The sequence below is a fragment of the Streptomyces tailanensis genome (genome assembly GCF_008386495.1).
In the GTDB taxonomy this organism is placed as follows: Bacteria; Actinomycetota; Actinomycetes; order Streptomycetales; family Streptomycetaceae; genus Streptomyces; species Streptomyces tailanensis.
In genome coordinates, this window is sequence record NZ_VTHJ01000016.1 from 1 (window position 1) to 22,181 (window position 22,181).

19 protein-coding genes and 2 pseudogenes are annotated in these 22,181 nt (G+C 69.5%); 10 read left to right on the top strand and 11 right to left on the bottom strand.

Translation table 11 applies throughout. From position 1 onward, the window contains the following. Positions 1-161 precede the first annotated feature (161 nt). From F3T56_RS15220 to F3T56_RS15230, 3 genes are all read right to left on the bottom strand, one after another. A complete protein-coding gene (locus F3T56_RS15220; protein ID WP_149825736.1) occupies positions 162-689 on the bottom strand; it encodes a DUF2617 family protein in 528 nt (175 codons plus the stop codon). Positions 690-1,100: 411 nt separating this feature from the next. Then, positions 1,101-1,460 (bottom strand): hypothetical protein, encoded by a 360-nt coding sequence (locus F3T56_RS47800; RefSeq protein ID WP_149825737.1) that lies wholly within the window; start codon positions 1,458-1,460, stop codon positions 1,101-1,103. A gap of 122 nt (positions 1,461-1,582) precedes the next feature. Continuing rightward, a complete protein-coding gene (locus F3T56_RS15230) occupies positions 1,583-1,813 on the bottom strand; it encodes a hypothetical protein (RefSeq protein WP_216372962.1) in 231 nt (76 codons plus the stop codon). Between the two features lie 111 nt (positions 1,814-1,924). On the opposite strand from F3T56_RS15230, the gene F3T56_RS15235 reads away from it, so the two are divergent. Then, complete coding sequence (locus F3T56_RS15235; protein WP_149825738.1) at positions 1,925-3,133, top strand: pyridoxal phosphate-dependent aminotransferase; 1,209 nt, start codon at positions 1,925-1,927, stop codon at positions 3,131-3,133. A 117-nt stretch (positions 3,134-3,250) separates the two neighbouring features. On the opposite strand, the gene F3T56_RS15240 is transcribed toward F3T56_RS15235, so the two are convergent. Continuing rightward, positions 3,251-3,805, bottom strand: coding sequence for a Uma2 family endonuclease (locus F3T56_RS15240; protein WP_149825739.1), 555 nt, complete (start codon positions 3,803-3,805; stop codon positions 3,251-3,253). Positions 3,806-4,235: 430 nt separating this feature from the next. Between F3T56_RS15240 and F3T56_RS15245 the strand changes: the two genes are divergently transcribed. From F3T56_RS15245 to F3T56_RS15260, 4 genes are all read left to right on the top strand, one after another. Next, positions 4,236-4,982: a Crp/Fnr family transcriptional regulator gene (locus tag F3T56_RS15245; RefSeq protein ID WP_149825740.1), complete on the top strand. Its 747-nt coding sequence runs from the start codon at positions 4,236-4,238 to the stop codon at positions 4,980-4,982. Between the two features lie 168 nt (positions 4,983-5,150). Beyond that, positions 5,151-5,867 carry a hypothetical protein gene (locus F3T56_RS15250; protein ID WP_216372963.1) on the top strand — a complete coding sequence of 239 codons (717 nt, stop codon included), beginning with the start codon at positions 5,151-5,153 and terminating at the stop codon, positions 5,865-5,867. A gap of 13 nt (positions 5,868-5,880) precedes the next feature. Then, positions 5,881-8,019: a hypothetical protein gene (locus tag F3T56_RS15255; RefSeq protein ID WP_149825741.1), complete on the top strand. Its 2,139-nt coding sequence runs from the start codon at positions 5,881-5,883 to the stop codon at positions 8,017-8,019. Continuing rightward, positions 8,016-8,891, top strand: a complete 876-nt coding sequence (locus tag F3T56_RS15260) for a hypothetical protein (protein WP_149825742.1) — start codon at positions 8,016-8,018, stop codon at positions 8,889-8,891. The genes F3T56_RS15255 and F3T56_RS15260 overlap by 4 nt, the downstream gene beginning before the upstream one ends. 14 nt (positions 8,892-8,905) lie before the next feature. Here the strand turns inward: F3T56_RS15260 and F3T56_RS15265 are convergent, their stop codons facing one another. Beyond that, on the bottom strand, positions 8,906-9,454 hold the full coding sequence (locus tag F3T56_RS15265; protein WP_149825743.1) for a Pycsar system effector family protein: 549 nt from the start codon (positions 9,452-9,454) through the stop codon (positions 8,906-8,908). A gap of 153 nt (positions 9,455-9,607) precedes the next feature. Here F3T56_RS15265 and F3T56_RS15270 point away from each other — a divergent pair, with 153 nt between their 5' ends. Together F3T56_RS15270 and F3T56_RS15275 are read left to right on the top strand one after the other, a co-directional pair. Next, positions 9,608-10,840: an OmpA family protein gene (locus F3T56_RS15270; protein WP_172638961.1), complete on the top strand. Its 1,233-nt coding sequence runs from the start codon at positions 9,608-9,610 to the stop codon at positions 10,838-10,840. Between the two features lie 71 nt (positions 10,841-10,911). Then, positions 10,912-12,165: a hypothetical protein gene (locus F3T56_RS15275; protein ID WP_149825745.1), complete on the top strand. Its 1,254-nt coding sequence runs from the start codon at positions 10,912-10,914 to the stop codon at positions 12,163-12,165. A 348-nt stretch (positions 12,166-12,513) separates the two neighbouring features. Here F3T56_RS15275 and F3T56_RS15285 read toward each other — a convergent pair whose 3' ends face one another. Beyond that, a complete protein-coding gene (locus F3T56_RS15285) occupies positions 12,514-12,867 on the bottom strand; it encodes a prevent-host-death family protein (RefSeq protein ID WP_172638962.1) in 354 nt (117 codons plus the stop codon). Positions 12,868-13,078: 211 nt separating this feature from the next. Between F3T56_RS15285 and F3T56_RS15290 the strand changes: the two are divergent. Further along, a pseudogene (locus tag F3T56_RS15290) lies at positions 13,079-13,426 on the top strand (aminotransferase class I/II-fold pyridoxal phosphate-dependent enzyme); the annotation flags it as partial. Positions 13,427-13,648: 222 nt separating this feature from the next. Here F3T56_RS15290 and F3T56_RS15295 read toward each other — a convergent pair. From F3T56_RS15295 to F3T56_RS15305, 3 genes are all read right to left on the bottom strand, one after another. Then, positions 13,649-14,389, bottom strand: coding sequence for a UPF0158 family protein (locus F3T56_RS15295; protein WP_246203629.1), 741 nt, complete (start codon positions 14,387-14,389; stop codon positions 13,649-13,651). Between the two features lie 121 nt (positions 14,390-14,510). Further along, the gene (locus tag F3T56_RS15300) at positions 14,511-16,604 is read right to left on the bottom strand and encodes a hypothetical protein (RefSeq protein WP_246203630.1); all 2,094 of its coding nucleotides are present in this window, start codon (positions 16,602-16,604) and stop codon (positions 14,511-14,513) included. 324 nt (positions 16,605-16,928) lie between these two features. Then, positions 16,929-17,483 carry a Uma2 family endonuclease gene (locus tag F3T56_RS15305; RefSeq protein ID WP_149825747.1) on the bottom strand — a complete coding sequence of 185 codons (555 nt, stop codon included), beginning with the start codon at positions 17,481-17,483 and terminating at the stop codon, positions 16,929-16,931. A 172-nt stretch (positions 17,484-17,655) separates the two neighbouring features. On the opposite strand from F3T56_RS15305, the pseudogene F3T56_RS15310 reads away from it, so the two are divergent. Then, positions 17,656-18,090 (top strand): annotated as a pseudogene (locus F3T56_RS15310) (aminotransferase class I/II-fold pyridoxal phosphate-dependent enzyme); the annotation flags it as partial. A 104-nt stretch (positions 18,091-18,194) separates the two neighbouring features. On the opposite strand, the gene F3T56_RS15315 reads toward F3T56_RS15310, so the two are convergent. Both F3T56_RS15315 and clpB read right to left on the bottom strand, forming a co-directional pair. Further along, complete coding sequence (locus F3T56_RS15315; RefSeq protein ID WP_149825748.1) at positions 18,195-18,722, bottom strand: YbjN domain-containing protein; 528 nt, start codon at positions 18,720-18,722, stop codon at positions 18,195-18,197. 185 nt (positions 18,723-18,907) lie between these two features. Continuing rightward, the gene (gene clpB, locus F3T56_RS15320) at positions 18,908-21,523 is read right to left on the bottom strand and encodes an ATP-dependent chaperone ClpB (protein WP_149825749.1); all 2,616 of its coding nucleotides are present in this window, start codon (positions 21,521-21,523) and stop codon (positions 18,908-18,910) included. Between the two features lie 132 nt (positions 21,524-21,655). On the opposite strand from clpB, the gene F3T56_RS15325 reads away from it, so the two are divergent. Next, entirely contained in the window at positions 21,656-22,075 is a 420-nt protein-coding gene (locus F3T56_RS15325; protein WP_149825750.1) for a pyridoxamine 5'-phosphate oxidase family protein, read from the top strand. Positions 22,076-22,181: the final 106 nt, after the last annotated feature.

Genomic DNA, 22,181 nt, shown 5'->3' on the forward strand with positions numbered 1-22,181 from the left:
CCGCAGCCAGCGCCCTCCTGAAGCGGGAATGACCGATCCCGTGATCTCAACTCAGAACAGGCCCTAGTAGCTCGGGGGTTCGGGTTGTTGGGCGGGTGCGGGTGAGTGGGGGTTGTTCGCGCCCGCGCGAACAACCACGAACAACCCGCACTCACCCACCCTCATAGCGCCGCAGGCACCGGCACTCGCACCCCAACCCGCGTTCTCGTGGCCACCAGTTGGCCGTCCTGCGGATACGCGTGCCAGGTACGCCAGTGCACTTGGCCCTCGTACCGCTGCGCGAGCATCGCGGTGAAGGCGTGGGGGCTGCCGGGGAAGACGCCGGCGAGGCCGTGGGGGTGGTCGGAGACGAGGGCGAGCAGCTCCTGGGCCCGGCCCGCGAAGGAGCCGGGGGACAACACCTCGACGCGGGCGGCGAATTCGTACTCCCAGTCGCCCACGCGCTTGGCCACGCCGAGCGGGAGCGGTGTGCTGGAACCCGGGATGCACGCGACCGTCTCCGAACAGTGGCTGCCCCGCTCCTCCTCCAGCAGCACCTGGTGGGACGCGCCGAGCAGTCTCAATTGCAGCTTTGCTCCCGTGAGTTCGAGGTCGAGGGTGGCGAGCGCGGGCAACGGTTCGCGCCCCAGGGCCCAGGCGAGGTCGGCCGCGCGCGTGTCGGTGTAGGCGGTGTTCAGGGTCGTGAGCATGGGTCGGCTCCGCTAGCACGCAAAGAAGAGGAGTGGGTCCGGCGCACCCCGGTCGGCACCGGGGGGATGTGGCCCGGCCAGCCAGGTCAGGTGGGGACGACGTCCCAGTCGGTCCGGTCAGCCGTTTCAGGCTTGCCGGGGAGGAACGTCCAGGGGCGGCTGCGTTGGCGACTTATAGGGAATCATGAACGGTGGCGCTACCACAGCGTTTTTACCCAACTTGACGTGCTTTCCATCCCCCCGAGGGCTGCACAGCTCAACTGTTCAACCGGGCGTACGCCCCGCACGCCGACGTGCTCCCCGCGCGCCACACGTAAGCGGGTACGGGCAGGTACGGGCAGGTACACACGAACGCCCGCCGGGAGTTCGAACCCGGCGGGCGCTCGTGTCGTGGAGCTCGGCTGCCCCGTGTCAGCTGCCTCCACCGCATCCGCCCCCGCCGCCGCAGGAGGACCCGCCTCCGCACGACGAGCCGCTGCTGCTCCCGCACGACGATCCGCCCCCGGACGACGAGCCCCTGTCCTCGGACCCGGAGCCGGACGATCCGCTGTCGCCGACCGCCGCGGCCCCGCCGAGCACCCACCAGCTGTTGTCGCTGTTGCTGCTGGCGCTGTCGCTGCTGCTGTTGCGGCCGCTGCCGTAGCCGCCGCGTGACGGACGGCGTCGGGCCGCCCGGGCCGCGTTCGCGCGGCTCCGGTTGACGGCCACGACGATCACCACTACGACACAGAGCACCGCCAGGATGATGCCGATCACCGCGATCGCGTTCATGGCGTCACCCTCCTCTCATTCCCGAGTCCCCCGAAGCGGCCCCCGTGGGCGCCTCGCTCACTTGCGCTTGCACACATGTCCATCGGCAGGTCAGCTGCCCGCAACGTCAGTCGTCCGGCAGGTCAACTGCCGCCGCCACCGCATCCGCCACCACCGCCGCCACCGCCGCAGGAGGACCCGCCGCCGCAGGACGAGCCGCCCCCGCACGACGATCCGCCCCCGTGGGACGACCCGCCGTCCGCCCACCAGCTGCGGCGCCGGCGCCGCCGTGAGCCGCCGGCCACCCGTGCGAAGAAAACGAGCAGTACGAGCGCTCCCAGGACGAAGTAGAAGACGACCTCCATCTCCGTCACCAGCCTTTCGTTCCCCCTTGCAGACCCCCCGTGGGCCGTGCGTGACGTGGGGATGCCCGGGCGGCTCACGGCCCAAAGCAGAGTTGAGGAAGTCCAGAGGTTCGGCGCAGGATGACGGCCATGACCTCCAGCGCAAGCCCCGCCCCCACCCCGCGTCCGGTGCTGAACCGGCGGCTCGCCGAGTTCGGGACGACGATCTTCGCCGAGATGTCGGCGCTCGCCCTGCGGACCGGCTCGATCAACCTGGGCCAGGGTTTCCCGGACACCGACGGCCCCGAGGAGATCCGCGAGGCCGCCGTACGGGCGCTGCGCGACGGGCGCGGCAACCAGTACCCGCCGGGTCCGGGCGTCCCCGAGCTGCGCACCGCGATCGCCGCGCACCAGGAGCGGCGGTACGGGCTGACGTACGACCCGGACGCGGAGGTGCTGGTCACCGCCGGCGCCACGGAGGCCATCGCGGCCGCGCTCCTCGCCCTCCTCGAACCCGGCGACGAGGTGATCGCGCTGGAGCCGTACTACGACTCGTACGCGGCCTGCATCGCGATGGCGGGCGGGACGCGCGCACCCGTGACGCTTCGCCCGCACGAGGGAAGCTTCCGCCTGGACCTGGACGAGCTGCGGGACGCCGTAACCGACCGGACCCGGCTCCTCCTGATCAACACCCCGCACAACCCGACCGGCACGGTCCTCACCCGCGAGGAGCTGACCGCGATCGCCGAGCTGGCGGTGGAACGGGACCTGCTGGTGGTGACGGACGAGGTGTACGAGCACCTCGTCTTCGACGACGCCGGACATCTGCCGCTGGCGACCTTCCCGGGCATGCGGGAGCGGACGGTCACGATCGGCTCGGCGGGCAAGACGTTCTCGTTCACGGGGTGGAAGGTGGGCTGGGTGACGGCGACCCAAGAACTCACCTCCGCCGTACGCTCCGCCAAGCAGTTCCTGACGTATGTCGCGTCGGGCCCGTTCCAGTACGCGATCGCCGAGGCGTTGCGCCTGCCGGACTCGTACTTCGAGGAGTTCCGCGCCGACATGCGGGTCAAGCGCGAACTGCTGGCGGGCGGCCTGGAGCAGGCCGGCTTCACGGTCTTCCGCCCGGCCGGCACGTACTTCATCACCACCGATATCCGCCCCCTCGGCGAGACCGACGGTTTCGCCTTCTGCCGCGCCCTGCCGGAGCGCGCCGGCGTGGTCGCCATCCCGAACGCGGTCTTCTACGACCATCGCGAACAAGGCGCGCCCTTCGTACGATTCGCCTTCTGCAAACGGACAGATGTTTTGGAGGAAGCCGCGGCCCGGCTCAAAACGCTCGGAAGGTAGCGGGCAGGGCGAGGTTGCCGAGGGCCAGGAAGGTGCGAAGCGCTTGAGGCTGTTCGGTGTACTTCGGGAAGCTACGGAGGTGCCGACGGCACGGCCGGCCACAGCGGGCGTCCTACGTCAGCGGGCGCCCGCCTCGGGTTCCGGACGCGGGAGTTCGTCGAGGTCGAGGGTGAAGGTGCGGCCGTCGGCCAGGGGGATGAGGAGCTTGCCCGTGCCGTATTTGTGGGTGTATGCCGCGATGTAACCGGTGGCGGTCGGCTGGGTATGGAGGACGACTTCCTGCGCGTACGGGTCCACGACCAGGTAGATCGGGATGCCATAGCGGCCGTACTTCGCGGTGCAGTCGTCGTAGTCCTTGCGCGCGGAGGAGGTCGAGACGACCTCTGAGATCAGCAGGACGTCTTCGAAGCTGTAACGCTTGCCTTCCCGGCGGGCGTCCTCTCGGAGGATCGCCAGATCGGGGGCGGAGTTCTCGTCGGCGGGAAAGTCGATGTAGACATCGGAGGTGACCTTCGCGTGACGGCCGAGGGCGAGAGCGGAGTCGATCTGCATCGACCTGATGGTGCTGGAGCGCTCTTCGCTCTGCGGAGTCATGATCACCTTTCCGTCGGCCCCGAACAGGACCGTGTACCCCTTGGGGAACTCGGTGTGCACGATCGCGTCGACGCTCATGGACGGCTCCTTCCCGTGTGTGGTCAGGAACGGCGGACAGTGCCGTGTCACCGAGCCTGGCTGACTGGAGCGGCACGGGCGGCGGCCAGGAGAGCGCGGATGCCCTTGGACCGTGCATCACGGGACACGAACAGCGGTCGGCTCACCGGCGGTGCTGCAGATGCCCCTGGTGGGCGAGTTGCGCAGCACGCGAATGAGTGCACGAACGAGGAGTCGTCTGGGTTACCGGCCCTGCGGAACTCGTGACCGCCGTCCTCCCTGGACCGGCACGGGGCTCGATGACCTCGTGCGCGCCCTACGCGCGCTCAACGCACCCACTGCACCATGCGTGCACTCTGCCCTCGAGCGCTCTCAAGTGCTCTCCTGAGACCCAAGGCCCTTGCGATTGCAGCACGGGTCAGAGTTGCTTCAGAGAGTTGGAGGAGTGTCTGTGGCATCACGGTCCGAATCCCAGGAACAGCAGGAGTGGCCCACCCGCAGTTTCCTCGGTGGCTTGTCGGATCCCGTTCGTGTGGCGCTTCTCCAACTCGGCACCCGCTGCCGCTATGTGCCCGAAGAGGTCTTGATTCGCGAGGGCGACCGCTCGAATCACGTGGTGCTCCTACGTTCCGGCTTCGTCAAGGTCACCTCTCGACTCGAGAACGGTCACGAAGCTCTGCTCGCCATACGGATAGGTGGGGACATAGTGGGCGAGATGGCCGCCATGGACGAGGGCGCCACCAGGTCGGCCACGGTCACCGCGTGCGGGGAGATAGCCGCGAGCGTCGTTCGCGAGACCGACCTACGCGTGTTCCTCGACTCCCACCCCGAGGCGGCGCGCGCTGTCAACCGGATCGTCGTCCGGCGGCTGCGCTGGGCCAACCAGCGGAGAGTGGAGTTCGGCGCGTATTCGGTCAAGGTGCGGCTCGCTCGGGTCCTCGCCGAACTGGCCGCCTCGTACGGCCACCAGGTGCCTCGTGGTCTGGTCATAGGCATTGACCTCACCCAGCCGGAGATGGCCGCGCTCACCGGCTCGGCGGAGGTCACGATCCACAAGGCGCTCGCTGAACTGCGCAAGGAGGGCCTCATCACCACGGGCTACCGGCGCACGACCGTTCTCGACCTCGCCCGACTGAGGGAAACCGCCCGCCTGGAATCGGCCGGTCCGGACGTCGAGGACCAGTACCACTCCCGTTGAAACTCATATTTTTACGACTCGCTCGGTGTTTTCCGCCTCCAGCAGCACAGTGGACGCCCAAGTCCCGTCAACTCAGGCAGGCAGGTGACCCGTCCCATGACATCTAACCCCTCTGCTCCGTCCCCATCCCCAGCCCGGTCCCGGGAGATCATCACACGCCATCTCTGCATGGCGGCCGACGTGGAGAAGTACAGCCGCCTCGACACCCCGAGCCAGGAGGCCGTGCAGGCAGACCTGGTCCAGGTACTCGAAGAGGCGGCCGTGCTGAGCGGTCTGGACCGTACGACTTGGGCGCGTCAGCCGCAGGGCGACCAGGAGTTCGCCGTGCTGCCGCTCGAAGCGCCGGAGGCGGTGGTGCTCGGCGGCTTCGTGCGCAACCTCGCCAAGCAACTCGCCGAGCGCAACGCCAATCTCGACGAAGGCCGGCGGATGCGGCTGAAGCTCGGCATCGACTTCGGCGTCGCCCGGACGGCCGCCCTCGGCCACAGCGGTCCCGCCCCTGTCAACGTCGCCCGCTACCTCAGCGCACCGCAGCTAAGGCGCGTGCTGGAGGGCGTCGACTCCACCGACCTGGTGGTGATCATTTCCAACGGGCTCTACCAGGACGTCGTCCGGCTCCGTGGTGAGGACGAGGGGTTGGATCCGGCGCGGTACGTCCGGGTGCACGTCGAGCAGAAGGAGTTCAGCGGCTACGGCTGGATCCACGTTCCGGAGCACGACCCGCGGGAATTGGAGCCGTTCCTCGCCGATCCCGTCCCGGCCGCCACCGACGGCGCGTCCGCCCCCGCTCCCGTCGCCACCCACCACGTGGAGAGGATCGAGGGCGGGATCGTCCACTTCGGCAGCGGGGACGCGGCCAACACCATCACGAAGAACTACCGGTGACGGAGCGTCATCCATGGACGACGACGTAACCGAGTCCGGTCACGGACCCGTGGCCGGCCCGGACGAGGCCGAGGCCCCGGACCGAGGTGACGAGCAGGAGTGGGACCAGCACGCCGGCACGCTGATGGATGACGCGGAGGCCGACCGCATCCGAGCTCTGCGCCGGCGCCGTCTGGAACCCATGCACATCGCGGGCGGCACCGTCGGCTTCGGCGACGGCGACACCGCCGGCACGATCAACCACTACTACGGCGGCACGCCCCAGTCGAAGCCCGTCGACGGGCCCGTACCGCAAGAGGAACTGGACGTCCTGCGCGACTTCTACGTGCAGACCGACGACCACGCGGAGCTGCTGGAGAAGCTCCACGTCAAGGGGGTCGCGGTACTGCGCGGAACCCCCGGCTCCGGGCGGTACACCACCGCGCTGCTCGCGGCCCAGGAGAGCAAGGACGCGGACGTGGTCGTACTGGACCCCGAGGCGGGCCTCAAACGGCTGGTGAACGAGGAGGGCTTCCAGCCGGGGCACGGCCATGTGGTGGAAGGCGACGGTATGCCCTGGGCGGCCACACTGCGCGCTCAGCTCCTCAACCGGCTGCGCACACAGGAGACCTACCGGCGGTCGCCGTTGGTGATCGTCGTCGACGACCAGGTGCCCGTGGACGGACTGAGCGGCTTCGTCGTCGAACACGGATACCCGTACGACCTGCGGTTGCGGGTACTGGAACGGCACCTGACGGTTCTGCTCCCCGAACAACCGGAGGCATGCCGGAAGTTGCTGGACCACGAGATCGTCAGGGAAGAGCTGGGCGGCCGTACCTCCATGACGGCGATCGCCTTTCTCGCCGAGCACCTGGCACGGGGCGAACGGAACGGCGAGGACACCGACCAGATCGTCCAGGGCCTCAGGGCCAGACTCCGGGCCAAGGCCGAGGGTCTGCTCGGTCGGTCGGACCGGCCGGGGGAGAGCGGGGCGCACAAGTCCGGGCTCTCCCTGTGGTCCCACGCCTTCCTGCTCGCCTGCGTCGTACTCGACGGAATGCCGCTGAGCCGGGTCAGCCGCGAGTCGCACCGGCTCGCGGAACTGCTCCACGGGGTCCGCTCGCCGTCGTCCGTGCCCGAGATGCCGCTGTTCGAGGAGAGCCTGAAGGACTGGCTGAACCGCTCCGACGTGCAGTTCACCGACCGTGACGGCAACCCGACGGCGGCCCGCCACCCGGAGTGCCGGGTGCGGTTCGGCCAGAGCGGGCTGGGGGAGGCCGTCCTGGAGGTGCTGTGGCACGAGCACAGCGGAGCCAGGCGCCCGCTGCTGGAGTGGCTGGACGGGCTCGTGACGCGGGGCGACGAGGACACCAGGGTGGCGGCGGCCCAGACCGTCGGCCTGCTCGCCACCTTCGACTGGGCCTACGTCCTGGAGGAACTGCTCGTCCCCTGGGCCACCGACCGGACGGAGGAGTACGCCAGACGGCGCTCGCTCGCGGCGGCCTGGGCACTGGAGCGGGCGATCGGCGATCCAGTGCTCGTGCCCAGGGTGCAGACCCTGCTCAGGGAGTGGTGCCGCCGTCCGGGTTTCAGCGGCTGCGCCGAGGCCGCGTACGGAACCCGGATCGGCGCCGCGTTTCCCGTCGAGGCGCTGGACAGCCTGGAGGAGATCGCCAGACGGGCGCGCGGCCGGAGCGTCCGTATCGCGGTGCAGGAGATCTACGCGGCCGGTTCGCGGTCGAAGGTGGTCGAGCGGCTGGCTGCCTGGTCGGAGACATCGAGCTACTGGCTGATCCGGGACGCGGCCATGTGCCTTGAACGCCTCAGCCGGTTCCCGGGCCCGCTCGCGATCACCGGGTTCCTGGTGGAACAGGACGCGGAACCACGCGAACACCTGCTGCGACTCACCCGGAACGTCCTGTTCAGCTATCAGCAGGGCGTCCGCCAACGGGGATGGAACACCCTGCGGCTCTGGGTGGAGCGGGCCGGTGACGAACCCGGACTCGTCGATGCCCTGGCCGAGTTCATAACCGATCTGCCGTCGCCCGGCCACGGTGGACAGGGCGACGGCTTGCGTGAGCGGTTTCTCTTCTACCTGCGGCTGTGGCAGCACCAGGGCGCGGACGCCGCCGAGAAGATCGTCCTTCAAGTGACCGAAAGGTGGTCGGCATGACCAGCACCGCACGCCGCGGCCCGTTCGCCTGGCTGCGCGTCCTCTTCGGGGGGCGCTCGGCCCCCCTGCCCCCGGCCGAGCCGCCGGAGATACCGGAGATCGAGACGGTGCACCGTTCGTCCGTCGTCTCCTTCGAGACCCCGGCCAGAGGCGGTGGTTTCGCCTTCCAGGTCGAGATCCGCTGCGACTGGTGCGCCGAGGGACGGCTGGACCGGATGGCACTGGGCCGCACCATCTCCGGCTATGAGGCGGGCATGCCCGAACGCCTCGTGGAGCGGATCCGTGATGTCGCCCGCCGGTACGAGCCGTTCCGCGCGGAGGAGGCGGAGCGCGCCGTCAACGAGGAGTTGAGCGCGGGCGAGTGCTTCGACGGCGGGCTGGTGACATGCCGTACCACCGCTTTCCTCCAGCCCGCGCCCGAGGTGCTGGAGCAGCAACGCGCGGCGGCCCTGGAACTGCAGGCGATCGAGCATCGCTACGCGAAGTCGGCCCTTCAGGTACGGCTGTTGAGCGAGGTCTCCGAGCAGTGGCGGACGTTTCTCGCCGACGGACTGGCCGGGGTGCGTCCCGGGGATGAGACGGCCTCCTGGCTCACCCCCTGGGCGGTACTGCTGGCCGAACAGCCGGACAAGGCGGCCACGGAGGTCGCCGGGATGTTCCTTCGCCGGGAGGAACAGTTCAACCAGTTCATCAAGCTCCTGGGGCGCCAGAAGAAGGAGTACGACGCGCAGGACCTGTTCGACTTCGTGGCGAAGAACGAGCAGCAGCTCGGCCACGCGATGCGGCTCTTCGGTCTGACCGCCCCCAACGCCATCGGCGCCGGGGATGGGCCGGCCGAGCCACTGCCCCGGCCTCAGCACAACCGGGGGTGACGGACCGGTGCGGCTCAGGCCAGCAGCGGGCCGGTGAGGAAGGAGAGCGCGGCGACGACCGCCATCAGCCCCGTCCAGACCACACCGCGAACGATGTGCCGGTGTTTGGCCATCACTACTTGGGCCAGTACCGGGATCAGCTGCCACAGCTCCTGTCGCTCGCGGTCCTGACCGGGCGGCGGAACGGCGCTGTCCATCGTGGCCAGCAACGGCAGGCTGAACCGGTTGGGGGAGGGCGGCGGTCCCAGCCGAGGACGCAGGGCCTGCACGACGTGGTACACGGCAGGCAGGAACGCGGCCACGTGCAGCCCAAGCAGCAGGACCGCCATCCAGCCGCTGTAACCGCCCCGGTCCCACGCCTCTCGTACGACGTCGTTCTGAGGCACTGCAGCGGCCATCAGCCCCGCCTGGACGGCGCCGAGAACACCGACCTTCGCATCGGCGAACTGAGCCGATGACTGGAGCGAGGCGTAGACGGCCAGCCCGGACGTGAGGCCCGCGTCCTGCGCGCTCGCGGTGGGTGACGCCGCCGCGGTTCGGGGCGGGCAGACGGAGCTGGACATGGGAACCCCCTGGCACTGAGTGGTCGAGAGGTTCCAGTAACGCCCATGGAATTACCCCGAGAACAGTCACAAATGCGTGTTCCGGTCACTTTGGAGACTTCGGTGAAAGTTCTTATACGGAAATCCTCTGGACGGCTTCTCTTCCTCCCCCTTGTGTTGGCCTCCGTGGTGGCGGGCAGTGGATGCAGCGCCTTCGAGACGCCCGAAGTGCGGCCGTGCTCCTGGCTGGAGCGGACCGCCGACACCACCACGAGGGAGGGGACGGAGAACCGGTCCCACACCGTGGTCCTCGTCGACCGCAGTCCGTCCACGCGGCCAAGTGGGGCGACCGGAGCGGGAGCCCGGACACCGGACGCGGCCGGAACGCTCCTGGCGGCCAGGCGTCTGGCACCGGGTGAAGTGGAGGGCGGACTTCTTTCGGTGGCGGCCTTCGACGGCACCCGGGCCACGGTCGACTGGGACGTGGACCGCGTAGCCATCACCGCGGTCCAGGGCAACGACACCCTTCGTGAGGATCGCCGCAACGCCCGCCGTGAATGCCTGGAGAAACGGCTCCGCCAGGTGTCCACCGGCGAACCGGGCACCGGACGTACGGATGTGCTCGGTGCGCTCGCCTCGGCCGCCGACCAGCTTGGGTCCGGCGACGGAGACCGCCGGATCGTCATGGTGACCGACGGGTTGACCAACACCGGCTGCGCTGACCTTCGTTCCCTCGGCTTCGACGGAACAGAGGAGATCAAGGCAACCGTGGACCGGTGCCGCACTGCCGGCGAGCTGCCGGATCTGAGAGGAACCGAGGTGAGCATCCTCGGTGTCGCGCGCTCCGCGCGCGGCAAGGCACCTTCTTCACCACAGACGGCTTGGCTGACGGCCCTGTGGACCCAGTTGTGCGAGGCGACGCGGGCCGCGACCTGCCATGTAGCCGCGACCGCCCGCACTCACGCCGCAGAGCGGGACGGCGAAACCGGTACCGATGAACCCGAGGTGACCTTCCCCGCTGTCTCCGAGAGGCCGGAGGGCCGAGTCACCACGATCACTCTCCCCGGATCCGTCCTCTTCGCCACCGACCGCTCGGAGCTGTCCCCGGAAGCCCGGAACACGCTGGACGACGCGGCACGCCGCATCCGTGAACTGGACCCGGTCTCTGTCGCCGTCTCCGGGCACACCGACTCCCGGGGCAGCGCGCAGCGCGGTCGGCAGCTCTCCCTGGCTCGTGCGCAGGCCGTCCGGTCGGCCCTCGTCGAGCGCGGAATCACTGTCGACTCCGCCCGGGGCTACTCCGACGACAGGCCCAGCTGCGCTCCGGAGTACCACGACGGCGTACCGGACTACGCGGCCATGGCCTGCAATCGCCGGGTCGAGATCGCCGTCGCCGTGCGCGGCTGATCGCATCCCATCCGGCGTACCGCGCCGTACTGAGCAGCACCTCGCCAGACCCGTAGAGAAGGACGTCGTCCATGTCCCAGAACCATCGAGGCATCCCCTGCCACCACGGTTGCGGATGCGACATCCGCAATCTCGTCAAAAGCGCTGAGCAAGGCCCGGAACGCGAGCCGGAGCATCTGGACAACGGTGAGATGCGGATGCTGCTGCGTGCGGCCCGTGAGGTCGCCGAAATCGTCGGTCACAACCGCGAGCAGCTCGCGGCCGCGCGGGCCCGTATCATCGTCGCCCATGCCCGGACCGAGGAGGCGGTCCAGGCTCTGGCGCGTTTCGAAGCCGCGGCCTCCCTCCGGACCGCCCGGGAGGCCCAAGAGGCGGTCGAGGCCCGTCATGCGGAGGATGGAGCTCATGACCGGCGCCGGCGTGAGCTGTGGATACGGGTGCTGCGGTGGCCGGTCATCGCCGCCATGGCCGTGTTCGACGCCTGGTACTTCATGCAGGTCTTCCAGTACCTCACCGGCAGCGAGGAAGCCGTCTCGCTGATCGAGCAGATGGTCTCCTTCCTGCCCGGTGTCGTCCTCGCCTTGGCTCTGATGCTGTCGGGACACACCATCGCGGCTCCGCTCTACCGCATACGTGAGCGGCTGCGCGCACTCCAGGAACGTCGCCCCGTATTCGTGCTGTTCTGGTCACTCGCCCTGCCCGCCCTCTACCTCGTCGCCGTGCTGTCCACGGTCACCGTGTGGGCCTGGCTGCGGGCCCGCGACACGGGAGTGGGAGACGGCGAGGTCGAGGGAGCCAGGTACGCGCCGGGATGGGTCGCGATACTGATGCTGGTCCTCGCGATCACCGCTGTGGCGATGAAGGCAGTCGCCCACAACCCGTACGCGGACAGCGCCGCCTCGGCGCGTCGTGGCTTGCTCCGCGCCCGGACGACTTACGCCTTGTTGGTACGGCGAGTTGGTGCCGCCCTGCGCGAACATGAGTCCGCCTGGAGCGACTTGTGCGCACTACGGGACGAGCTGGCCTCGCACGTACGTCTGGAGAGCATGCGTGTCTGGGAGGCGGCCATCCTGACGGCCCGTATGTTCCACGGCCAGGCCGGCCACATCCCGCCCGCACCGGCCGCGTTGCCGGGCGGAACCGAGGCCCAGGCGCAGGCGGCCGCCTGGATAGCGCCGCTCTTCTCCGGTGTAATCGAACCCCCGCCGGAACTCGGCCCGCTGGTCGAGGCGCACCGAATCGCCGTGACCTGTGCTCCTGCCGAGCTGCGCAACCGCCGCACGGAGCTGATCAGCCGCATCGATCGTCAACTGGGGCCGGTCTGACCGCCGAGCACGGTTGAGGGGCTGGCCCCTCCCGCTGACGACGACGGCACGATGAAGGCCCCGGACCACTGCGTACTGCGCGGTCCGGGACCTTCGTCCGTTCAGGTCGGCGTCCCCGATGGACGTTTCCACGCCCGGTGCACTTGAGGCTATTCGGTGTCCTTCGGGTGCCGAGGGGAGGCGTGCACCAGGATCACAGTGGAGGTCTCCGGACTCACGAGGTAACGGACCCTGCCGCCGCTCGTGATCTCGTACTCTCCTCCCAACCGGTCGCGGCCTGGGTCGTCCCGTGGATGACGTTCCAGCCGCTCAGCGGAGGGACGCTGACCCGATCGCCTTTCTTCGGGCTCACTCATGCACCTCGACCGGGCCGAGGTCAACGTCACCGAGGGGACGGAGTGCTTCCCTGAGCTGGTCAGGGTCTGCGTTGATGCGGGCGGTTGCCCGCCACGAGACGATCGCTCGGTGCACAGCCTCCCTGGCGCCCAGCTCGGCGGCGTCGGACAGCGCGTCCAAGAGCTCGACAGTGAATTCCCGGACTTCTTCATCGTCCAGGTGACGCACCCACGGGAACACCTCGGGCAGCGCGAGCAGAAGCGACCTGGCGCCGCCGTCCTGCTTCACCAGGGCAAGGAACAATCGGGACGCGGTGGTCAGGTTTTCCTCGGTGCGCTCGGCGTGTATGGCCGTGCTCAGCACCATGTCGGGCGCGTCTCGGTGCGTGACACGCAGGCACCCCAGGGCGGCTGCCCTCGCGGCGACCGCCTTCGGGTTCCGGGACAGATCGGTGAACGAGACGGATTCCGATTCGGATGCCGAGTACACGATGCTCATACTCAGACTGCACTCTGACTGTGCTCTGATTTCATGGCGAGATGGCAACCGGCCAGGAAAATAGGTGCGTGAACATGGAGTGGCCTGGGTTACCGGCGCCCCCGATCTCGTCGCCGCCGTCCGCTCGGCCAAGCAGTTCCTGACGTATGTCGCCTCCGGGCCCTTCCAATACGCCGTGGCCGAGGCCCTGCGCCTGGCCGACTCGTACTTCGCGGACTTCTGCGCGGACATGCTGGCCAAACGGGACCTGCTCGCGGGCGGCCTGGAGCGGGCGGGCTTCAAGGTCTTCCACCCGGCCGGCACGTACTTCATCACCACCGACATCCGGCCCCTTGGTGAGAGCGACGGTTTCACCCGCTTCGCGTTCTGCAAGCGGACAGGCGTGCTGGAGGAGGCGGCCTCCCGACTCAAGACGCTGGCCGCCTAACAGCCACAGACCTACGAGCAGATGTACCGGCCACACGGCCTGGTTGCTCCGAGCTGCCGCGCACCCGCACTCGACTACCGCCTGGTCGACCGGGACACCGGTGATCGGCAGTCATATCACGCAGCCCGCCTGTCGGCGGACACGCTTCCATCAGCGATCAACCGGCGCCGCCAGGCCCGGTGACAGCGCCCCCGGATCGTGCAGAACAGGGGCAGTAAAGAGTCATACCGGCCCCGAAGGATACGAACCCGAGCTGGGCTCTACGAAGAAGGTGATGTGCGGGCAGTAGCCCTCCTCGGCCAGCCAGGCGCGCGCCCGGCCGCGCTGTCGCTCATCGCGGAACCGGTGGTACCGGCTCCGGGAGCGCTCGTCACCAGCGAGGACGTCCTTGAAGCGCCGGAAGGCGCCCCGCCCGCCGATGGCGATCCGCAGCCGGTCGGCTAGGGCGGCGTCCTCGACCTCTTCGATGAACAGCTCCATGTCCCGGTAACCGGCCCTGGACCCCAGAGCCGGCACGTACAGCCATCGCTCGGGATCGTCGTCCTCCTCGGCCTCGGGCCCCAGCTCATCGGTGAACGCAGGCCAGCACTCCCCGGTGGACAGATCGATTCGGCCACCGGACTCGGCCGGGTCGCCCTCCAGCAGCATGGCGAGCATCTCCAGATCGACCGCGAGCGGGCGCAGGAGGGAGATCGCCGCGTCTCCCGTGGCCGCGCGCAACCGGTCCGCCAGCTCCTCATCGCCCCGCAAGCCACGCTCCTGGAGCGCGCCGAGAAACAAGGCTGCCATCTCCGCAGCCCCCGGCAGGCCCTGCGCCGCGGCCCCGGCCACACCATCGCCGGCCAGCTGCAGCACCTCACGCACGGGTCCACGACGCAACGCCGCAAACAGCGCCACTCCGTCCTGCGCGTGGAGCGCGCCACGCAGGGCCCGCAGCCCGTCCTCGCCCCATCCCTCAACCACGACCCCGACGGTAACGCGCCACCGAGGACGTACGACGCCGGGACCCACCGGTTTCCCTCCGCCCGGCTCCGTGCCAGTGCCAGCGCACCCGGCGCCTGGGGGGCCAGGCGGTGTTGCCCGGTCAGCGGCGCCGCTTGCGGCCGCTCTTGTCTGAGGAGCGCCGAGCCTCCCGGGCGCGGCCGAAGCGGGCGCCGTGGGTACCCAGTGCCCGGGCCGCCAGCTGCCTGAGCTCGTCGAGTCCGGCCCGGTCCGGGTGCGCGGAGTCCAACGCGGCGGCAACCGCGTCCCTGGCCTGGGGGCCCTGAGCGCGCAGCGTCTCCTCGGCGCCGTCCCCGCCGCCCGCCAACTCCACGAGCTGAAGCAGGCTCTCGGCGAGCACCAGCAGAGACTCTGCATCGGTCATGTCCTCTGGGGACAGCAACTCACGGTGCGCCAGCGCGTTCAGCGCCAGCGGCGCCAGCTGTGTGTCTCGCCGCAGCGTGCGCAGCAGCCGCTCGCCCTCACCGTCCGGCAACGCCGCCAGCAGCACGTCGAGCGTGGCCTGCGCACGCGTGCGGAAGGTCATGGTCCTTACGGCGTCGGTCAGTTGCCGCAGGGCACCTTCCCGCTCGCCGCGGGCCGTGATCCAGCCGGCCAGCTCCGTGCGTGCGGCGTCCGGGTCGTAGTCCTCGGCCAGCACCCCCAGCAGGCCGGCCGCCGACGCCTGGGCCAGTTCACCGACCAACGGTGCGTCCCTGCCGGCCGCCAGCAACCGCTGTCGTACGGCCCGGGTACCGAGCTCGGTGAGACGGATGAGCTCGACCGGCCCGGCGGTCAGCTCCTCTCGCCGGGCATCGGCACGCTCCCGCGCCGCCGGGTTCGTTGCCGCCCCCGCGACGCCCAGCAGCTCCGCGAGCTCCGGCGGCATGTCCGCGAGCAGCTCGGGACCGGCATCGGAGAGGTCGATGTCGAGGAACACCGGATCGGCCATCCCACGGTCACGCTCGATCGCGCCCAGGTCGTCCAGCAGGTCGAGCACCGCGCGCAGGTCCCGGTCGGCGTGCTCGAACCACATCCGGTGCTGAAGGTCCAACCCGGCGTCGAGCTGGAAGGAGGTCCGATAGGCCAGGTGTACCGTGTCGCGCAGCCGCGGCCAGGGCATCGGGTACGGCAGGCTGTAGAGAGTGTTCAGCACGTCGTCCAGGACGTCCTCGTAGACGTCGAAGAGCATCGACTCGACGTGCCAGCCGCTGCGTGCCCCGATCAGGGCCTGCCGCAGCTCGAAGCACGCGTCGAAGGCGCGCAGCCACAGCCGGAGCGGGTCGGCCAGCACCGGCCGGGCCTTGGCCACCGCGTACAACCGCCCCTTGACCACCCGGACCAGCCGTGCCTTCTTCGCCCACTCCATCAGCAGTCCCAGCCGCGGCAGGTCGGCCGAAGAGCGCACCCCCTCGATCTTGTCGCCGGTGCCGAGTACGTCCACCAGCTCGCGGGCCTCCGCCATCCGCAGCCGTCCCGTCGCCGTCACCGGGCGGCCGCCCTGCCCCGCCCATTCGGCGAGTCCGCGCAACTGCGCCACGGTCGTCGACGCCTCGGCCCGTCGGCGCAGTTCGTCGTCCGGGGGAAGCAACACGGGCAGTTGCGGCTCGGCCCGGGCCACGCCGGACAGCGCGCGGCCGGTCAGCCGCCGTTCCATGATCGCGGCGAGAACCTGTTGATCGTAGGCGACCTCCCCGCGCTGCGCCCGGTCCGCGAAGCGCTGAAACGCCGCCATGTCCTGGACGTCCACGCCCTGCTCCGCGGCCGTCATCGCCCAGAACTTCGCCAATCCCCAGCGAGTGCGGTCCGTCATCGCCGCCAGATGCTGTTCCGCGACCCTGTCGACCGCGGCAAGGGAATCCTGGAGTGAGGGGCCGCGCGGGTCCGCCAACTGCGCGGCGTGCAGATAGCGCAGTAGCGTGCGCAGTGTGCCCGGGGCGTCGGCGTGTTCCTCCCCGGCAAGCTCGGTGACCTGCTGGGGAAGCCAGGAGAGCAGTAGCTCCTCCACATGGCGCGACTCCCACAGCCCCAGTCGGCCGTCGGCAGTCGCCAGGTGCCGGTAGTCCAGCACCGTCTCTGCCATGTACCCGTCCGCCGGCAGCCCCTGCTCCCCGGCCCACCGAACCAGGCGGTCGACCAGCAGCCCACGCGCCGCCTCGAACTCCTCCTCGGCCTCGGGTTCGAACCGCATCCGCATGAAATCTCGTCCACCTGTCTGCAGCAGTCGTTGCCGTGCCACGCTATCGCCGAACCGGGGCCGGCAACTCGGCCGAGGACGAGCGGGCCCGCTACCTCAGGGCAGTACATGGTGATTGTCGCCCGCAGCAAACGCGGCTTCGAACCTCCTTGTGGCGAACCGGACTTCGTCGCACGGACTCACGGCACAGAACGGCACGCCCCCTGGTCGATCCCGATCGACGAAAGGCCAGGCCATCCCAGCCGACTGCCCCGACCAGGAACGACCACGTCCGGCGACGGCGGCGCCGGCGGCACGGGCCTTGCCGCGGCCGGGGGTTCTTCGTCAGCGGGTGTCCCCCTCGGGCTCCGGGCGCGGGAGTTCGTCGAGGTCGAGGGTGAAGGTGCGGCCGTCGGCCAGGGGGATGGGGAGCTTGCCCGTGCCGTATTTGTGGGTGTGGGCCGCGATGTAACCCGTGCCGGTCGGCTGGGTGTGGAGGACGACTTCCTGGGCGTAGGGGTCCACGACCAGGTAGATCGGGATTCCGTAGCGGCCGTACTTCGCGGTGCAGTCGTCGTAGTCCTTGCGCGCGGAGGAGGTCGAGACGACCTCGGAGATCAGCAGGACGTCCTCGAAGCTGTAGCGCTTGCCTTCCTTGCGTGCGTCCTCGCGCAGGATCGCGAGGTCGGGGGCGGAGTTCTCGTCGGCAGGGAAGTCGATGTAGACATCGGAGGCGGTCTTCGCATGGCGTCCGAGGGACACGATCGTGTCGTACTGCATCGACTTGATCGTGCTGGAGTGCTCGAAGCTCTGCGGAGTCATGATCACCTTTCCGTCGGCCCCGAACAGGACCGTGTATCCCTTGGGGAACTCGGTGTGCACGATCGCGTCGACGCTCATGGACGGCTCCTTCCTGTGTGTGGTCAGGATACGACGGACAGTGCCGCGTCACCGAGCCCGGCGGTACGGCCGGAAGACCCGTCGGGACAGGCCCGCGGCCGACTCGCCGGCGGTGCCGGAGATCCGCAGCGGGGCCTGTCGCACAACCAACGAATGGGTAGGCCAACGAGGTGTCGGCTGGGTGACGTCCGCGCCCGAGCTCGTCTCCGCCGTCCGCTCGGCGAAGCAGTTCCTGACCTACGTGGCGTCCGGGCCGTTCCAGTACGCCGTCGCCGAGGCGCTCGCGCTGCCGGACGCGTACTTCGAGGGCTTCCGCGCGGACATGCTGACCAAGCGGAACGTGCTGGCGTCGGGGCTGGCGGACGCGGGCTTCGAGGTGTTCCGCACGGCCGGCACGTACTTCATCACCACCGATATCCGCCCCCTCGGCGAAACCGACGGCTTCGCCTTCTGCCGGGCCCTACCCGAACGCGCCGGAATCGTCGCCATCCCGAACGCCGTCTTCTGCGACCACCGCGAGGCCGGCGCCCCCTTCGTACGCTTCGCCTTCTGCAAACGGGTCGAGGACCTGGAGGAGGCAGCGAAGCGACTGAAGGCGGCGTTCTGAGGTCCCCCACAGACGCAGGAGAGCCCGGCTGTGGCGCGCCACCGTGTTGTGGGCGTCCCGGCCGGGCTCTCGTGTACGTCTGTGGGGCGTTTTCCGGGCGACGGTTACTCGTCGTCCTCGGGCTTCTCGGCCTCGTCGACGTCCTCGGCCAGGCCGAGCTGCTCGACGAGCCACTTGTCGAACTCGATGGCGGCGCGCACCCAGCTGACCGTCGAGGAGACGAAGTGCTCCAGGCTCACGCCGGTGCCGATCAGCAGCTGGGCCTCGCCGATGAGGCGGACCGTGCCGTCGTCGTGGGTGTGGCTGTAGACCTTGGGCCACAGGGTGCGGCGGTTCCAGTCGTCGATGGTCTCCAGCAGGGCCGACTTCTCGTCGATCTGGTGCGGGCGGTCGTAGAACGTGCGCACCGAGAAGACCTGCTGGTCACCCTCGCCGCGGAACATGAAGTACGTACGGAATTCCTCCCACGGCGCCGCGAGGTCACCCTCGTCGTCGACGACGTACTTCAGCTCCATCTGGTCGAGGAGCTGCTTCACAAGGTCCTGATCCGGGACGACGGGGCCCGCCGGCCCTTGGGGCTGCGGCTCGGGCTGGCCCCCGAAGTTCGGAATCGAGGACGGGTCGATGCTCACCGTGATTTTCCCTTCGTACGGATTCCGCCATCCTCCCCCATGCGGGGCGGGGGGTGGCAACCCCTGACCCGCGCGGTTCGTCGTCCTTGGCCTGATCCGCCATGGGATTCAGCTCAGAGCGTGGCCGGGAACCATTCGAGTACCCCGGCCACCACGGATATCCCTGCTGTCCCGGCTGTCCCGGCTCACATGTCCTTCTCCATCGAGAGTCCGGTCGGCGGACCCACGATCAGGCCCTCGCCCTCGCCGAAGGAGTCCACCCGTACCGTGTCGCCGTCCTTGATCTCCCCGGAGAGGATCTCCCTGGCGAGGCGGTCGCCGATGGCGGTCTGGACGAGGCGGCGCAGCGGGCGGGCGCCGTAGGCCGGATCGTTGCCCTCGTCGGCGAGCCAGGCGAGGGCGGCGGGCGTGACGTCCAGGGTGAGGCGGCGCTCGGCGAGGCGCTTGGCCAGGCGGTTGATCTGGAGCTCGGCGATGCGTTCCAGCTCCGCCCTGTTCAGGGCGGAGAAGACGACCAGGTCGTCCAGGCGGTTGAGGAACTCCGGCTTGAAGGAGGCCCGGACCACCTCAAGGACCTGCTGCTTCTTCTCCGCCTCGGTCGTGACCGGGTCGACCAGGTACTGGCTGCCCAGGTTCGAGGTGAGGATCAGGATCGTGTTGCGGAAGTCGACGGTGCGGCCCTGCCCGTCGGTGAGGCGGCCGTCGTCGAGGACCTGGAGGAGGATGTCGAAGACCTCGGGGTGGGCCTTCTCCACCTCGTCCAGCAGGACCACCGAGTACGGGCGCCTGCGCACGGCCTCCGTGAGCTGGCCGCCCTCCTCGTAGCCGATGTAGCCGGGCGGGGCGCCGACGAGGCGGGCCACGCTGTGCTTCTCGCTGTACTCCGACATGTCGATGCGGACCATGGCCCGCTCGTCGTCGAAGAGGAAGTCGGCGAGGGCCTTGGCCAGCTCGGTCTTGCCGACGCCGGTCGGGCCGAGGAAGAGGAACGAGCCGGTCGGCCGGTCCGGGTCGGCGATACCGGCACGGGACCGTCGTACGGCGTCGGAGACGGCCCGTACGGCCTCGCTCTGGCCGATGAGCCGACGCCCCAGTTCGTCCTCCATGCGGAGCAGCTTCTGGGTCTCGCCCTCCAGCAGACGGCCGGCGGGGATGCCGGTCCAGGAGGCGACGACGTCGGCGATGTCGTCGGAGCCGACCTCGTCCTTGACCATGGTGCCCCTGGCGGCCTCCTCCTCCGCCTCGGAAGCCTCCTCCAGGGCCCGCTCCAGGGTGGGGATCTCGCCGTACAGCAGCTTGGAGGCGGTGTCGAAGTCGCCGTCGCGCTGGGCCCGTTCGGCCTGGCCGCGCAGTTCGTCGAGCTTCTCCTTCAGTTCACCGACGCGGTTGAGGGACTGCTTCTCCTTCTCCCAGCGTGCGGTGAGGCCCCGCAGCTCCTCCTCCTTGTCGGCGAGGTCGCGGCGCAGCTTGTCGAGGCGCTCGCGCGAGGCGGGATCCGTCTCCTTGCTGAGGGCGAGCTCCTCCATCTTCAGCCGGTCCACGGAACGCTGGAGCTCGTCGATCTCGACCGGCGAGGAGTCGATCTCCATGCGCAGCCGGGACGCCGACTCGTCGACGAGGTCGATGGCCTTGTCGGGCAGGAAGCGGGAGGTGATGTACCGGTCGGAGAGGGTGGCCGCCGCGACCAGCGCCGCGTCCGCGATCTGGACCTTGTGGTGGGCCTCGTAGCGGCCCTTGAGTCCGCGCAGGATCGCGATGGTGTCCTCGACGGTCGGCTCGGAGACCAGCACCTGCTGGAAGCGCCGCTCCAGCGCCGGGTCCTTCTCGATGCGCTCCCGGTACTCGTCGAGGGTGGTGGCGCCGACCATGCGCAGCTCACCGCGGGCGAGCATCGGCTTCAGCATGTTGCCGGCGTCCATGGCGGAGTCGCCGCCGGCGCCCGCGCCGACGACGGTGTGCAGCTCGTCGATGAAGGTGATGATCTGGCCGTCGGAGCCCTTGATCTCGGCGAGGACGGTCTTCAGCCGCTCCTCGAACTCACCCCGGTACTTGGCCCCCGCGACCATGGCTCCCAGATCGAGCGCGACGAGCCGCTTGTCCTTCAGCGACTCGGGCACGTCGCCCTTGACGATCCGCTGGGCGAGCCCCTCGACGACGGCGGTCTTGCCGACACCCGGCTCACCGATGAGGACGGGATTGTTCTTCGTACGGCGACTGAGCACCTGTACGACCCGCCGGATCTCCTGGTCCCGGCCGATGACCGGGTCGAGCTTGCCCTCCCGCGCGGCGGCGGTGAGGTCGGTGCCGAACTTCTCCAGGGCCTTGTACGACCCCTCCGGATCGGGTGTGGTCACCCGGCGTCCTCCCCTGGCCTTCTGGAACGCCTCCTGCAGCTTCCTGGCGTTCGCCCCCTGACGGGAGAGTACGTCCCCGGCCTGGCCGCCCTTTTCGGCGATCCCGATGAGGAGGTGCTCGGTGGAGACGTACTCGTCGCCGAGCTCCTTGGCCTTGGCCTGGGCCTCGGTGATCACGGTGAGCAGTTCACGGCTGGGCTGCGGCGGTGAGACGGTGGACCCGGTCACGCTGGGCAGACCGGCGAGGATCTTCTCCGCGCCGGCGCGCACGGCCGCCTGGTCGGCGTCGACGGCGGCCAGCAGATCGGTGACGTTCTCGTTGTCCTGCCCCTGGAGCAGGGCCAGCAGCAGATGGGCGGGGGTGAAGTCCGGGTGCCCCTCGGACACGGCCCGGTTGCTGGCCGTGTTGATCGCGTCCCGGCTCCTGTTGGTCAGCTCGGCGTCCACGTTCGCGTTTCCCTCCTTGCCCTGGGCCTGTCCGGCCGTCCCACATCCACGCTGACTTGAGCAACGTACATAAAGTTGAGTCTATTCCACTCAAGGCGGTGGGCGGGAGGTGAACTGACTAGGTTGCTCAGCATGGCCGCCTACTCGTACTCCGTAGACCCGACCGCCCCCGACGAGTCGTACCTCGGCTTCTGGCGGGAGCGGCATCTGTGCACCCTGACCACCCTCCGCCCGGACGGCAGGCCCCATGTGGTGCCCGTCGGGGTTACATACGATCCGGAGGCGGGGCTGGCTCGGGTGATCACCAACAAGACGAGCCGGAAGGTCGGACACGTCCTCGCCGCCGGGGCGGAGGGCGCGCCGGTCGCCGTCTGCCAGGTGGACGGGGGGCGCTGGGCGACGCTCGAAGGGCGCGCGCGGGTGCGTACGGAGCCGGAGCGGGTCGCGGACGCGGTGCGGCGGTACGCGGAGCGGTACGGGCGGATGCCGGGGCCGAACCCGGACCGCGTGGTGATCGAGATCGAACTGACGGCGGCGATGGGGCGCGGCTGATCGTTTTCAGCCAACGCGAGGCCGCCGGGAACCGATGGGGAGCGCCCGGCGGCCGGCGCCGAGACCGGCAGGCATCCCGATATGTCGCCGTAAACCTGCAGCGGCG